Genomic DNA, 13099 nt, shown 5'->3' on the forward strand with positions numbered 1-13099 from the left:
TCACGCACCGACGGTCGGCATCGTCATCGCGTACAGACACTGGAACACGACCATGAAGGCCGATACGCACCCCGACTACCACTTCATCACCGTCACCCTGACGGACGGCACGACCTATCAGACCCGTTCGACCTACGGCAAAGAAGGCGATGTGCTGAACCTGGACATCGATCCGTCGACGCACCCGGCCTGGACCGGCGGCAACCAGCAGCTGATGGATCGCGGCGGCCGCGTTTCGCGCTTCAACAACAAGTTCGGCGGCTTCATCAAGAAGTAGGCTCGCACTGCGGCAAAGACGTCACGAAGGGCGCCGGTCTCCCGACCGGCGCTTTTTGTTTGAGCGGAAATCGTTACCATGCGCTGGTTCGACACCGGGACGCGAACGCCGGGTTCAACACGGCGTCGAAACAGAGCGAAACGACCATGAATCGACGTGAACTAGCCCTCGGCGCTGCGGCCGCAGCGATGGCGGGCTCGGCCGTGGCCCAGACCAGCACCGCTTCGAACAGCCCCTATGCCGCCGCCTACAGCGCTCAGATCGGTCGCCTGCCCCAGGCCATCCAGGCCGACGTCCGCGCCTTCTACGACCTCAACGGATGGCGGCCCGTCTGGAACGCCGACCGGCTGCGCCGGCTGAACGATGTGTCGAACCGCGTCGAGCGTCACGGCCTGGCCAAGTCCGACTTCTTCGACTTCATGGGCCTGGCGGCCGACCCCGACAGCGCCGAGGTCCGCACGACCGGTGCCGCGCTCGGCTACGCCTCGGTCCTGGCCAACGGCCGCGTCCGCCCCGAGACGGTCGAGGATCTGTGGGAGATGCAGAAGAACGTCGTCGATCTGCCCGCCGGGCTGAACGACGCCATGGTCAAGAGCACCATTCTGGAATGGTTCGACGGCCTGGCCCCGACCGATATCGGCTACAGCAACCTGTCGGCCGGCTATGTCCGCTATCGCCGCATCATCGGCGCGGGCGGGTGGCCCCGCTTCCGCGCCGGCGCGACGATCGAGCCCGGCCAGAGCGACACCCGCGTCCCCGTCCTCATCCAGCGGCTGGTCGCCGAGGGCGATCTGCCGGAGACGGACGGCGCGCGCCTGACGGCCCAGGGTCTGGTCTATGGCCCCGAGCTGCAGCAGGCCGTCCAGGGCTTCCAGACCCGTCACGGCCTGTCCCCCGACGGCCGCATCGGCGCCGGCACGCAGAGCTCGCTGGGAGCCTCGGCCGACGACCGGGCCCGCCAGATCGCCCTGAACCTGGAGCGCCGTCGCTGGCTCAAGCGCGACCTCAATCCCGAGCGGATCGAGGTCAACACCGCCGCCGCCATCATGGTCTACTGGAAGGACGGCCGCCCGGTCCACTCCAACCGCGTCGTCGTCGGCTCGCTGGAAAACCAGACGCCCAGCCTCGAGAAACCCTTCGCCTCGGTCGTAGCCAATCCCCCCTGGTACGTGCCTGCGGGCATCGCCCGGCGCGAGATCCTGCCGCGCGGCCCCGCCTATCTGGCCAGCCAGAACATGTACGTCCAGAACGGCACGGTCATCCAGCGCGCCGGGCCGACGGCGGCCCTGGGCTATGTGAAGTTCGAGCTGCGCGACAGCTACGCGATCTTCCTGCACGACACCCCGTCCAAGGCGGCGTTCAACCTGTCGGTGCGCCAGCGCTCGCATGGCTGCGTCCGTGTCCAGAACGCCGTCGAGTTCGCCCGCATCCTGCTGTCGCCGGACCCGACCCTGCTGGGCCAGTTCGACGAGGCGCAGGACAGCCGCGAGACCAAGCGCATCCAGACCGGCCGCGAGATCAGCGTGCGCCTGCTGTACTGGACCGCCTTCGTCGACGGCCAGGGCCGCGTCGCCTTCCGCGAGGACGTCTATCGCCGCGATAGCAAACTGGCCGACGCGCTCGGCATCGCCGTCAGCCTGCCGACCGTGGTCGACGACGGGGCCCGCGTCGCCAACGACGTCGGGCCGTAGGGGCGCGAGCCCTAGGCCCTGAACGCCGCTTCCAGCCGGTCCATCTGGCTCAGCACGGGATTGGCCTCGGGCTCGGCGGGGCCGTCCAGGTACATGCGGCGGTCCAGGTACAGCACGCGGTCGTGCAGCTTCTCGGCCCGGACCAGATATTCGACCAGGGCGATCGGGATCTCCGGGTGCGTCGGTTCGGCCTCGGCCGGACGCTCGTTCAGGCGATAGCGCGGCTCGCAGGCGGCCTCGGGCGTCATATCGCCTTCGCGCACGGCGCGCTGGACCAGCAGCCAGGACGCGATCTGCATCAGCCGGGTGGTCAGCGTCATGCTTTCGCCCGCATAGGCCAGAGCGGCGGCGCGTGACAGCAGCTTGGAGTCCCGCCGGCCCTCGCCGTCCAGATAGGCGGCGGTCTCCTCGACGAGGTCCATGCCTTCCTGGAAGGTGCGTTCGAACAGTTCGGAGCGCGCGAAATCCCGCACCTCGCCCGCCCGGGTCCGCACCACCGACTCGTCCGTCTCGTTCGTCATCCCCTCAACCATACGCATGAAAACGATCGACGTCCGCTGTTTCGTCGGGCCGGATCGGCACCGCAGCGCCCCCCTGTGCAACGGCCATGCCAGACGACCGCAACGGCGAACAGCGTCAGGGCTTGCAGTTGAACAGGGCGTCCGCCGCCGACTTCTTGGCGTTCTTGCGCGCGATCGCCGCCTGGGCCCGCTCGATCTCGCCCGCTAGGGCGGCGATCCGTTCGCTCAGTTCTTCGACCGAATACAGGTCGAGATCCTCCCGGCCGAGGGCGCTCAGCATGGCCCCGCGCTGGGGCCGCGGATCCAGATCGTCGAAACTCACGGTCGCCTCCTTGGCCGGGGTCGGAAAACAGCCCATCTGAACGCCCGGACACGGACGATTGCAAGACGGGAGACTTCGGATGCGGGTGATCGAGATCGAGGGCGGCTCAGGCCCCGCTGAGGCCCTGCGTCCGGGCGAGCGCCCCGACCCCGTGGCCGGTCCGGGCGAGATCCGCATCCGGGTGCGCGCGGCCGGGGTCAACCGCCCCGACCTGCTGCAGCGCCTCGGGGCCTATCCACCCCCGCCGGGAGCCTCGGACGTCCTGGGACTGGAGGTCGCCGGCGAGATCGATCAGGTCGGCGATGGCGTGAGCCGCTGGTCGATCGGAGATCGGGTCTGCGCCCTGCTGGGCGGTGGCGGCTATGCCGACCATGCCGTGGTCGACGCCCGCCACGCCCTGCCCGTCCCCGACAGCCTGGACTTCATCCAGGCCGCCGCCCTGCCCGAGACCCTGTTCACCGTCTTCGCCAATGTGTTCGAGGCCGGCCGGCTGAGCGCGGGCGAGACCCTGCTGATCCATGGCGCGACCTCGGGCATCGGGGTCATGGCCATCCAGACCGCCAAGGCCGCCGGGGCCCGCGTCATCGCCACCTCGCGCGGCGCGGCCAAGGCGGCGGCGGCCCTGGCCCTGGGGGCCGACGTCAGTCTGGACGCGACCGCAGGCGACCTGGCCCACGGCATCGCCGAGGCGGGCGGGGCCGACGTCATCCTCGACATGGTCGGGGCCGCCTATGCCGAGCTGAACCTGAACGCCCTGAAGCCCTCCGGCCGCTGGGTCGTCATCGCCACCCTGACCGGCGGCCTGGCCCAGGTCGACCTGGGCCGGGTGATGATGAAACAGGCGACCCTGACGGGCTCGACCCTGCGTCGCCGCCCGGCGGACGAGAAGGCCCGGCTGACCGCCGCCATCGAAGCCCGGGCCTGGCCCTGGGTTGCCTCCGGCCAGGTCCGGCCGCCAATCGACGCCACCTTCCCCCTGGACCAGGCCGCGCGCGCCCACCTCCGGCTGGAGGCGGGCGATCACGTCGGCAAGATCATCCTGACGCTCTGACGCCTACCAGCGCCCGCCGCCGCGCACCGGTCGCATCGACGAGATGCGATCGTTCAGACCCGTGCTGGACAGATTGCGGATGTTGCCGTCGATGATCTGACATTCGCCGCGGAAGCCGGAGTCCGAACAGACTTCCCACGGCCCATTGACCTGGATGGAGCTGATCTGGTCGTTCAGATGGGTATTGTCGAGGTTGTAGACCTCGCCCCGAAACGTCTGGAAATCGCCGCGATAGTCCCGGGCCGTGAAGACGGTGACGCTGTTGCGACCGCCGCCGCCATTCCAGCCGCCGTTCTGGCCCCCGCCGTTGTTCCCGCCCCAGCCGCCACCATTGTTGCCACCGCCGTTCCAGCCGCCGTTGTTCCCACCGCCGCCATTGTCGTTCTCGAACTGGCCGCGACCGCCCGTGCAGACCAGAAGGCCGTTGTCGTTGCCGATGTCGCCCGACGAACAGGCGGACAGGGCGATCGAGGTCGCGCGCGCCCGTCTGCGGATATCCAGGCATTGTGCATACAGCCGGCCCTGGTTCACCCGGGCATTGGAACAGGACTGGGCATAGCTGCCGTTCGGCACGCCGCGCGACTGGGCCTCGGCCGGCCCGGGGATGGACGTCGAGCCGACCGTCGCCAAAAGGGTGCCGGCCGCGAAAAGCGCGAGCGTTCTCATGAGTTCTCCTCCCGAAAGGATGCCCGACGCATCCGAAATGACAGTGTTCCCCATCCTGGATGAACCGTAGCTGTATGCCACCGCTAGACGGCGTTTTCTTTTTGCGCGAAACGGCCTATATCGAGATCATCAGCGCCCGGCCGAAAGGTCGGGCGCCGTCGTATCCAGAGCCCGGCGACACGCCCGGGCCCAAGCCTGACCGGGACCACACCCATGACCGACATCCTGATGCCCAAGGCGACCGCCGTCTGGCTGGTGGACAACACCTCCCTGACGTTCGAGCAGATCGCCGACTTCTGCGGCCTGCACCCGCTGGAAGTGCGCGGCATCGCCGACGGCGACGTGGCACGCGACATCCGCGGCGTCGACCCCATCACCGGCGGCCAGCTGGACCGGGCCGAGCTGGACAAGGCCCAGGACAATGCCGACTACCGGATGAAGGCCATCGTCAGCCGCCACGCCGAGCTGATGAAGGCGCACAAGCCCGCGCCGAAATATACGCCGGTCTCGCGCCGTCAGGACCGTCCGGACGCCATCATGTGGTTCGTCAAGAACCACCCCGAGGTCACCGACGCCCAGATCGCCAAACTGCTGGGGACCACCAAGTCCACCATCGACAGCGTGCGCAACCGCACCCACTGGAACAGCCCCCAGATCAAGCCGGTCGACCCGGTGACGCTGGGACTGGTGGGCCAGCTGGTGCTCGACGACCTGATCTCCAAGGCCGCCGACAAGAAGAACCGCGACGACGCCAAGAAGGGCGGCGCCGCCCTCGAGCCGATCGCCGCCGAGCCGGTCGAGCCGGAGTTCGTGCCCGAGGAGCGCGAGCGCCGCTCCGCCGAACCGACCGCCGCCTCGGTGTTCGGCAACCGCGAGTAGGTTTCTACGTCGCCGCCCGGCCTGGACGATACCAGGCCGGTGCCGCCGGGGGCGCGCAGTTCCGCTGCATCCCCAGCCCCTTCAGATAGGCGCGCCGCAGCCGGCCGGCCTGGATGGCGGACTGCACCGCCTTGCTGTGCTGATCGGCCCCGGACAGCCGCCGGATCCAGCTGCGGCCCGGGATGAAGTCCGCCACGCTGTCACGGATCGCGTCCAGCATCGCCCGCGCGGCCGCGTCCTGGGCCCGCTCGCTCAGCCGCGTGCCGTCGTCATGCGCCGGTTCGTCGCTGTCGGGACCCAACGCCTCGTTCAGCCGGATCACCTCGGCCCCGATCGTCATGCAGTGGTTCAGATTGCGCATGTCGTAGGGATTGGCCTGCGCCTGAAGCAGGACCGTGGGGATGACCTCCCGCCGCACGTTGAAGTCGTCCAGCGGACCCGACACCGCCGCCCCCATCCCGTCGCGGACCTGGGACGCGGTCGAACAGCCCGCCAGCCCCAGGCCGACCAGCAGCAGGGCAACGCTGCGCTTGATCAAGATCGTCCGCCTCCTCTGTCGCCTCGATCCGGGACCATAAAGGCGCGCACCGCGATGTCCACGCGGCGCGGCCCGGCCCCGCAAAAGGCTTCGGCCGCCGCCCCCGGGGGGACGGCGGCCGCGTGGCCTCTCGATCGCCTGAGCCGGTTCAGGTGCCGCTGCCCGGCTCGGCCTGTTTGCGATGCATCTCCGCCAGCACCGTCTGCGGCGTGACCGCGGCGGTCGCGGCCTGAAGCTTGTTCATCAGCCCCGCGACCACGTCGCCGTCGCCGCGTTTCATGGCCGCATAGCCGATCTCGGCGACCTTGCTGGCCTCCATCTTCTTGCCCTGACCGACGGCTGTGTCTTCCATGCCGGCGCGCTCGAAGAACTCCGTCTCGGTCGGCCCCGGCATCAGCACGGTGACGCTGACGCCCGTGTCTTTCAGCTCGTTGCGCAGGGCGAAGGAGAAGCTGTCCACATAGGCCTTGGAGGCGTTGTAGACGGCCTGGAACGTGCCCGGCATCAGGCCGGCGATGGACCCGGTCAGCAGGATCTGCCCGCGGCCGCGCTCGCGCATGTCGCGGCCGACCAGGTGCAGCAGCTGGGTGGTGCCGGTGATGTTGGTGTCGATGACGTGGCGGATGTCGGCGAAATCCTGATCCAGGAAGCCCTCGCCCAGCCCGTGACCCGCGTTGGCGGCCAGGGCGTCGACGGGGCGACCGCCGATCAGGTCGTACAGGGACTGCACGCCGTCCTCGGTCGACAGGTCCGCCTGCAGGGTCTCGACCCGCGCGCCGAGGCCCTCGAAGGTCTGCTGCGCCTCAGCCAGCGACGTGTCGGCCGCGACGATCAGATCGAAGCCGTCATCGGCGAAAAGCCGGGCCAGCTCATAGCCGATCCCGGTCGAGGCGCCGGTGACGACGGCGAGCGGCCGGGCGGTCTCGGCGGCGGTGGGAAAGTCGGTGTCGGACATGTCTCAGCTCCATGGGGGTCGGGCTGAAAATGCGGGCCGCGCCATCCTGTTCCGACGGAACGAAGCCCGGCCAGCGGCTTTTCCGGGACACACCGTCAGAGGAGTTAACCCTATGTCCGATCACCAACTTTCAACCGATGCGGATGTGGCCTCACCCGCATTCGTGGATAAGGACAACGTCGAGGGCGACCACGCCGCGTCCAGTATCCGGGCCGTCATGATCAACCGCCCGCGCCAGGAACTGTATGATTTCTGGCGGGACTTTTCCAACCTTCCGCGCTTCATGGAGAACGTGAAATCGGTCGAGATCCTGGAGTCGGGACGGACCCGCTGGCATATCGCCGGACCGGCCGGAAAGGATGTCGAGCTGGTCTCGGACATCACCGAGGACGTCCCCGGCGAAAAGATCGCCTGGACCTCCAGCGAAGGGTCGGACATCGACCATGAGGGCTTCGTCGAGTTCAAGGACAATGCCTTCGGACGCGGCACCGAGGTGCGGGTCTTCGTCAGCTACGACCCGCCCGCCGGCGCGATCGGCAAGGTGGTGGCCAAGGTCCTGCAGCGAGAGCCGCGCGTCCAGGCCCGCCGCGAACTGCGCCGCTTCAAACAGCTGATGGAAACGGGCGAGGTCTCGACCTCGAAGGCCCCCGACGCCGCGCCTCGCGGCGACCGCCACTTCTGATCCGTCCCCCGATCCCCCTCCCCCTCTTCAATTCACGAGATTATTCATGCGCGCGCTGACCTGGCACGGAAAACACAACGTCAAGGTGGACACGGTCCCCGATCCCCAGATCGTCAATCCCCGGGACGCCATCATCAAGATCACCGCCACCGCCATCTGCGGCTCGGACCTGCACCTGTACGACAGCTACATCCCCGGCATGTCCAACGGCGACGTCCTGGGCCATGAATTCATGGGCGTGGTCGAGGAGGTCGGCAAGGAGAACACGACGCTGAAGGTCGGCGACCGCGTCGTCGTCCCCTTCGTCATCGCCTGCGGCAAATGCTTCTTCTGCGACCACAAGATGCCGGCCGCCTGCGACAACTCCAACCCGGCCGAAAAGGCCGACGCGTCGGAGATCGCCTACGGCTACGCCATGACCGGCGCCTTCGGCTATTCCCACCTGACGGGCGGCTATGCCGGCGGCCAGGCGGAATACGCTCGCGTGCCCTATTCCGACTACGGCCCGATCAAGATTCCCGACGGGATCGAGGACGAGCGGGTGCTGTTCCTGTCCGACATCTTCCCGACCGGCTGGCAGGCGGCCGAGAACTGCCAGATCCAGCCCGGCGACACCGTGGCCATCTGGGGCTGCGGCCCCGTCGGCCTGTTCGCCATCAAGAGCGCCATCTTGCAGGGCGCGGGCCGGGTCATCGCCATCGACCACCACCCCCGCCGTCTCGAACTGGCCAAGGCCAACGGCGCCGAGGTCCTCAACTATCATGAGGTCAAGATCCGCGAGGCCCTGACCGAGATGACCGCCGGCATCGGTCCCGACAGCTGCATCGACGCCGTCGGCATGGAAAGCCACGGCTTCTCGCCCGACAACGTGGTCGACGCGATCAAGACCACCGTCCGCCTCGGCACCGACCGCACCCACGTCCTGCGCGAGACCATCATGGCGGTCCGCAAGGGAGGCACGGTCTCGGTGCCTGGCGTCTACGGCGGCTTCGCCGACAAGTTCCCGGTCGGGGCCTTCATGGAGAAGGGCCTGACCCTGAAGACCGGCCAGACCCACGTGCAGAACTACCTGCCCGACCTGCTGCAGCTGATCCTCGACGGCAAGATCGACACCACCGACATGATCTCGCACCGCCTGCCGCTGGAACAGGCCGCCGAGGGCTACAAGAACTTCAAGGACAACCAGAACGAATGGACCAAGGTCGTTCTGCTGCCCCACTGACGGCGGGCCCCGGCCCCCGTCCTTTCGACCGATGCCGGCGTCATGTGAATGACGCCGGCATCGGCATGTTTGCGCCCTGCCCGAACCTGCGCGGTCCCGATGCCTCGACCGAGGGCACGGAGCTCACGCCGCTCAGGGGTCGCATCGGGCGAGACCCACGGAGGACCCAGCCGGACGGGCCGGGTCAGCCTCCGGCGGCGTTCTTCAAGGCCGGAGCGGCGGCGATGATGGCCTGGCTGCGGTTGTTGACCTCCAGCTTGCGCAAGATGGCCGAGACATGCTGTTTCACCGTGCCTTCGGTCAGGTTCATCTCGCCCGCGATCTGCTTGTTCAGCTTTCCGTCGACCAGGGCTCGCATGACCCGGAGCTGGGCCGCCGACAGACTGGCGATGCGGCGGTGGAAATCGACCGCCACAGGGTCAGAGGGGGCGTTTTCCGGGAACAGCGATTCCCCCCTTAGAATGCCGCCGACGGCATTGACCAGGGTTTCGACCGGCTGCGCCTTGGACAGGTAGGCGTTCACGCCGAAGGCTCTGGCCATCGAGACGGAATGCGCGTCCGAGCGCGCCGAGACGATCGCGACGGCGCTGTCGGGGACCGCGACAGACGGTCTGCGCCGATCCCGAGACCCGCGTCAGACGAAGTGCTCCGCGCGTGACCTGCTGAAGCCGGCCCGCGAAGGCCATGCCTTCGATCGCCGACGGGGCCAGTCGGACGAAGTGGGCGCTGATCGCTTCGGACCAGGTTTCAGGCGTGTCGCAGTCGATCCGCCGATCCGCTTCCAGCCAGGTTAGCGTCTGTCCGCTGAAGCCCGGCAGCCATCGATCGGAAGCGAGGGGGTGAGCGGACGACATGACACCGTCCTCTAACGTGTCCAAAGCCCTTTTCAAGCAACGTCGCTACATGGTTGAACCCGAAGCCGGGACGCGGCGCGACGACGATGACGCCCGTCAGGCGTGCGCTCACTGATCGAGCGGATGGATCTTATCCCAATCAAGGTCGGGGTAAGATCGCGTTGGGCATCCACGCTTTGGTATCGGTGCGTCCAACAGCTGATCCGTTCGGCCGATTTCAGCCTGGAATGGCCGGCGATCAGATCACGTGAGTGAAACCCGAATCGCTATCGGTGAAACCCGACCCCGCTGTGTTGGGCTTCACCAAGCCTGATTCACTCTAGCAGCCACTTGCCTGAAAACGCTGTGCATCTTGAAGCCGCGTTTCTCCGTGAATCATGAAGCATGTCGCTGGCCCTGATTCACCCATTTGAGAATTTCACTGTCGTTGATTCAGTTGCAACGCTTTCGAACCAGGTCGGGATTGCGCCAAAACCGGACTCTACCCCCGCGCCGGAAAGCGGCCATTGCGTGCCGGGAAGCATGCATCGCAAAAGATGCGGCGGCATCGCGCTGACCCTCTCTTCTGTTTCCCGGGCAGGCCGTTTGGTCGAGCTTTCGCTGCAGACTCTCCAAGGATGCAGCATGGCACTGGTCAAGACGACGGTGCTCGCAGCAAAGGCCTGGGGTTCTTCGGCACCGAACAGAGCACGCCACTCGAAGATTGACCAGGGGTGATAGAAGACCCAATCGGGGCCTAACCGCCAGCCAGCCCCCAGGATGCTAGCCCATTGAAAGGTCCAGCCGATGTATTGCGTCGCGGCCTGTAGCCCGGCGAGAACGCCCAGACTGCCGGCCGCAAGCTTTAAACCCAAGCTCACAACACGCGTCCGTCAGTGACCGGCTTTCGCCAAATCGCCCACACCCCGGACGGGGTGCGAACCGCTCTTTCAACTTGGACGCGATGGCCATTTTTGGGCAGTTGCATCAGAGTTTTGCAACATTCTAGATCAGGAGCTGATGTGCCCTCGCCGCTTTCGCCTAGGCGATGTTCTCCAAACGTTGCGCTGAAGCGTGAGGCCTAAAACCGTCTTGCCAGTGAGATCGAAAGGCCCCGAGGCCGTTGGGGCGTGATGACGGTCTCGCGACCGACCAGAAAAGGGTTGCCGTACCCAAAAGTATCGCCGTCTGATCCAAGGAGGTTGTCGATCCTGACGGTGCCTGTCCAGGAGCCAAGCACAAGATAGCCCGCCAGTTCGGAGGTGACATAGTCGCCCATCTGCGTAATCGTCGTTTGCGTGAGCCGTTGGTTGGAGGGGCCGACATAGCCAACGGTTCCGCTGAGCCATCCAGGAAGGCCGAACAGTAGACCGTCTCGTCGGGCGGTCACCGCGCCAAGGATTCTCGGCACCCCGGGAAGATCGCTGCCGTTTCCTAATGGATAGCTCTCGTCCTCTTCCGTCAGCCGCGGATCGTTCGCCGTGAGGTTGACATCGATGCGCCAGGGACCATCGCGCCACACGCCCTCCACCTCGATTCCGCGCGTGTCGGCCGACCCGATGTTCGCCGTAAAGGGCAGACCGTCACGCGATATCCGGTCCGACTGCACGGATCGCCAGTCGACCCGGTATGCGGCGGCCCGCAGGCTCATTCGCTCATCTGCGGTCCGCCAGCGCAGCCCGATCTCGTGGCTCAGGAGGTCATCGGGCCGGAAGGTCCGATAGGGTTGAGCGCCACCGGGAACGCCATAGACGCCGTCCAGCACGGACCCGCCGTTGAAGCCGCCCTTTCGATAACCCAGGCTGGTCTGGGCATAGACGAGGACGTCGTCGCGATAGGCGTATTCGATCACCGCCTTGGTCGAAAAATCGTCATCATCCAACTGGCCCTGAAATTCGTCGGACAGCTGGCCAGACCGACGCGCCTCCGTGGCGGATTCGGTGACGGCTCTAAAGTATCGGCCACCGATGGTGATTTTCAGGTCGTCGCGAGCCCAGGCGAGCTCGCCAAATATCGCCGCCTCGTTCGTGTCGTCATCCTTGATTGTTACAAAGAGGGGGGCCCCCGCCTCCAGAGTCCCGATCCGGCTCGTCCGCGCGTGGCTATAGTGCGAGAAGGTCAGACCGGCCAGCCAAGTGAAAGGTGGTTGCGAGGGCGAGATGATCGAGCCTTCCAGCGCGAAGGCTCGAATATCGTCCGCCTCATCATAGGCCAGCGGAGCGCCTTGGCCGCCCAATTCCAATGAGGCGCGGGTAGCGTCATATCGGCGATCCAGATCATGACCCTGGTAGACACCACTTAACTTCACAACGCCCCACTCGTAGGTCCCGACTCCTGTCAAAGACACGCCGTTGAAATCGTTGTTGCTGGGCTCTCGTATCGCAAGCGACCTTTCGTAGGCAGGCAGGGACTCGAAAGCGTACTGGCTGTCGTCGATATGCAGGACTTGGAAAACGCTCGCGAGCCGGGCGTCCCAGACATCGTTGATGCGCCACAGCACCGAGGCCCGGACGCCGTTCCTGACAGTGCCCCCCGTGTTTGCCAAGCCAAGTCCCGGATCGTCGACGGCCCCTTCGATGACCTCCTCGTAAAGAACGGCCCGAAGCGCCAGCCGGTCTCGAACCAGAGGGGTGTTGAAGACGAGGTCGATCGAGTGTCCCGGCGCGGCATCATTCGCGACCGTCGTGCCGGCCGCGATCTCCGCCTGATAGTCGTCAAGCACCGGAGGACGGCTGATCAACTTCAGCACCCCTCCGAGGGTGCCCGCGCCGTAAAGCGTGGACTGTGGTCCGCGCAGAAGCTCGACCCGCTCCAGGTCGACCAGCCGCAGATCAGGATCCGGCGCATCGTAGGTCAGGCGGGTCTCGTCGAGATAGAGCCCCACCATCGCCTGGGTCTGACCCGTCAGCGGACTGTCCGCCAGGCCTCGGACGAACAGCTTGTTACGGCCCGAGCCCAGGTTTGTGACGGTCAGTCCGGCCAGGCGCGTCGCCAGGGCGGCGGTGTCTCGCCTGGCCGAGGCGTCGAAGGCCGCGCCCTCAATCGCGGAGAGCGAATAGGGCGCGTCGGCCAGGCTCTGCTCACGCCGCGTGGCCGTGACGACGATGTCGTCCAGACGGTTGATTTCCAAGGGCGGCGGCGGGTCCAGGCGTCGGGGCGCGGGCGGCGCGCTTCGTCGCGTGATCAGATAGGTGCGCCGATCGATGCGGCGAAAGCCACATGGACTGTCGGCCAGTATAAGTCGCAAGGCGGTTTCGACATCGTATGTTCCGACCACGGCCCGGGACCGACCACAGCCGGCGGCCTCGGTCGCGCCGATCGACACCCCCATCTGCGCGCCGAGCCGAAGGACCGCCGCGGTAGTGGGCTGCGCCGGAATGGACACGTACCGCGCGGCCTGAGCCGAGGCGCTGGTGGCCCCCACCAGCCAGGCCAGGAAAGCCAACAAGTGGCGATGACGGT

Annotated in this window: 14 protein-coding genes; 7 read left to right on the forward strand and 7 right to left on the reverse strand. The window is 66.8% G+C overall.

The genetic code is table 11. From position 1 onward, the window contains the following. The first annotated feature begins 52 nt into the window (after positions 1 to 52). Together rpmE and BZG35_RS13000 are read left to right on the forward strand one after the other, a co-directional pair. Positions 53 to 277 carry a 50S ribosomal protein L31 gene (rpmE, locus tag BZG35_RS12995; RefSeq protein ID WP_077356060.1) on the forward strand — a complete coding sequence of 75 codons (225 nt, stop codon included), beginning with the start codon at positions 53 to 55 and terminating at the stop codon, positions 275 to 277. Between the two features lie 146 nt (positions 278 to 423). Next, a complete protein-coding gene (locus tag BZG35_RS13000) occupies positions 424 to 1968 on the forward strand; it encodes a murein L,D-transpeptidase (RefSeq protein ID WP_077356062.1) in 1545 nt (514 codons plus the stop codon). Between the two features lie 11 nt (positions 1969 to 1979). On the opposite strand, the gene BZG35_RS13005 is transcribed toward BZG35_RS13000, so the two are convergent. Next, positions 1980 to 2507 carry a DUF1465 family protein gene (locus BZG35_RS13005; RefSeq protein WP_150126032.1) on the reverse strand — a complete coding sequence of 176 codons (528 nt, stop codon included), beginning with the start codon at positions 2505 to 2507 and terminating at the stop codon, positions 1980 to 1982. 97 nt (positions 2508 to 2604) lie between these two features. After that, positions 2605 to 2811: a DUF1192 domain-containing protein gene (locus BZG35_RS13010; protein WP_371454795.1), complete on the reverse strand. Its 207-nt coding sequence runs from the start codon at positions 2809 to 2811 to the stop codon at positions 2605 to 2607. Between the two features lie 79 nt (positions 2812 to 2890). Here BZG35_RS13010 and BZG35_RS13015 point away from each other — a divergent pair, with 79 nt between their 5' ends. Next, positions 2891 to 3862 (forward strand): NAD(P)H-quinone oxidoreductase, encoded by a 972-nt coding sequence (locus tag BZG35_RS13015; protein ID WP_077356066.1) that lies wholly within the window; start codon positions 2891 to 2893, stop codon positions 3860 to 3862. Between the two features lie 3 nt (positions 3863 to 3865). Here the strand turns inward: BZG35_RS13015 and BZG35_RS13020 are convergent, their stop codons facing one another. Then, complete coding sequence (locus BZG35_RS13020; protein WP_077356068.1) at positions 3866 to 4528, reverse strand: beta/gamma crystallin-related protein; 663 nt, start codon at positions 4526 to 4528, stop codon at positions 3866 to 3868. A gap of 213 nt (positions 4529 to 4741) precedes the next feature. Here BZG35_RS13020 and BZG35_RS13025 point away from each other — a divergent pair, with 213 nt between their 5' ends. Continuing rightward, positions 4742 to 5407 (forward strand): DUF1013 domain-containing protein, encoded by a 666-nt coding sequence (locus BZG35_RS13025; protein ID WP_077356070.1) that lies wholly within the window; start codon positions 4742 to 4744, stop codon positions 5405 to 5407. Between the two features lie 4 nt (positions 5408 to 5411). Here the strand turns inward: BZG35_RS13025 and BZG35_RS13030 are convergent, their stop codons facing one another. Together BZG35_RS13030 and BZG35_RS13035 are read right to left on the reverse strand one after the other, a co-directional pair. Beyond that, a complete protein-coding gene (locus BZG35_RS13030; protein ID WP_253189167.1) occupies positions 5412 to 5945 on the reverse strand; it encodes a hypothetical protein in 534 nt (177 codons plus the stop codon). Positions 5946 to 6093: 148 nt separating this feature from the next. Then, entirely contained in the window at positions 6094 to 6900 is an 807-nt protein-coding gene (locus tag BZG35_RS13035; protein ID WP_077356072.1) for an SDR family oxidoreductase, read from the reverse strand. 112 nt (positions 6901 to 7012) lie between these two features. Here BZG35_RS13035 and BZG35_RS13040 point away from each other — a divergent pair, with 112 nt between their 5' ends. After that, positions 7013 to 7582, forward strand: coding sequence for an SRPBCC family protein (locus tag BZG35_RS13040; RefSeq protein WP_077356074.1), 570 nt, complete (start codon positions 7013 to 7015; stop codon positions 7580 to 7582). 46 nt (positions 7583 to 7628) lie between these two features. Further along, a complete protein-coding gene (locus BZG35_RS13045; RefSeq protein WP_077356076.1) occupies positions 7629 to 8804 on the forward strand; it encodes a zinc-dependent alcohol dehydrogenase in 1176 nt (391 codons plus the stop codon). A 184-nt stretch (positions 8805 to 8988) separates the two neighbouring features. Here the strand turns inward: BZG35_RS13045 and BZG35_RS13050 are convergent, their stop codons facing one another. After that, complete coding sequence (locus BZG35_RS13050) at positions 8989 to 9345, reverse strand: helix-turn-helix transcriptional regulator (RefSeq protein ID WP_077356078.1); 357 nt, start codon at positions 9343 to 9345, stop codon at positions 8989 to 8991. Positions 9346 to 10042: 697 nt separating this feature from the next. Between BZG35_RS13050 and BZG35_RS17710 the strand changes: the two genes are divergently transcribed. Then, a complete protein-coding gene (locus BZG35_RS17710) occupies positions 10043 to 10375 on the forward strand; it encodes a hypothetical protein (protein WP_150126033.1) in 333 nt (110 codons plus the stop codon). Positions 10376 to 10718: 343 nt separating this feature from the next. Here BZG35_RS17710 and BZG35_RS13055 read toward each other — a convergent pair whose 3' ends face one another. After that, positions 10719 to 13082, reverse strand: coding sequence for a TonB-dependent receptor (locus tag BZG35_RS13055; RefSeq protein ID WP_216351853.1), 2364 nt, complete (start codon positions 13080 to 13082; stop codon positions 10719 to 10721). Positions 13083 to 13099 lie beyond the last annotated feature (17 nt).

It is taken from the genome of Brevundimonas sp. LM2, from assembly GCF_002002865.1.
GTDB lineage: Bacteria > Pseudomonadota > Alphaproteobacteria > Caulobacterales > Caulobacteraceae > Brevundimonas.

What these genes read in the sequence shown, in the direction of transcription:
- BZG35_RS13000 (WP_077356062.1), top strand. Translation starts at nt 424, where the DNA reads ATGAATCGACGTGAACTAGCCCTCGGCGCTGCGGCCGCAGCGATGGCG.
- BZG35_RS13015 (WP_077356066.1), top strand. Translation starts at nt 2,891, where the DNA reads ATGCGGGTGATCGAGATCGAGGGCGGCTCAGGCCCCGCTGAGGCCCTG.
- BZG35_RS13025 (WP_077356070.1), top strand. Translation starts at nt 4,742, where the DNA reads ATGACCGACATCCTGATGCCCAAGGCGACCGCCGTCTGGCTGGTGGAC.
- BZG35_RS13050 (WP_077356078.1), bottom strand. Translation starts at nt 9,345, where the DNA reads ATGGCCAGAGCCTTCGGCGTGAACGCCTACCTGTCCAAGGCGCAGCCG.
- BZG35_RS13045 (WP_077356076.1), top strand. Translation starts at nt 7,629, where the DNA reads ATGCGCGCGCTGACCTGGCACGGAAAACACAACGTCAAGGTGGACACG.
- rpmE (WP_077356060.1), top strand. Translation starts at nt 53, where the DNA reads ATGAAGGCCGATACGCACCCCGACTACCACTTCATCACCGTCACCCTG.
- BZG35_RS13020 (WP_077356068.1), bottom strand. Translation starts at nt 4,528, where the DNA reads ATGAGAACGCTCGCGCTTTTCGCGGCCGGCACCCTTTTGGCGACGGTC.
- BZG35_RS17710 (WP_150126033.1), top strand. Translation starts at nt 10,043, where the DNA reads ATGTCGCTGGCCCTGATTCACCCATTTGAGAATTTCACTGTCGTTGAT.
- BZG35_RS13035 (WP_077356072.1), bottom strand. Translation starts at nt 6,900, where the DNA reads ATGTCCGACACCGACTTTCCCACCGCCGCCGAGACCGCCCGGCCGCTC.
- BZG35_RS13005 (WP_150126032.1), bottom strand. Translation starts at nt 2,507, where the DNA reads ATGCGTATGGTTGAGGGGATGACGAACGAGACGGACGAGTCGGTGGTG.
- BZG35_RS13040 (WP_077356074.1), top strand. Translation starts at nt 7,013, where the DNA reads ATGTCCGATCACCAACTTTCAACCGATGCGGATGTGGCCTCACCCGCA.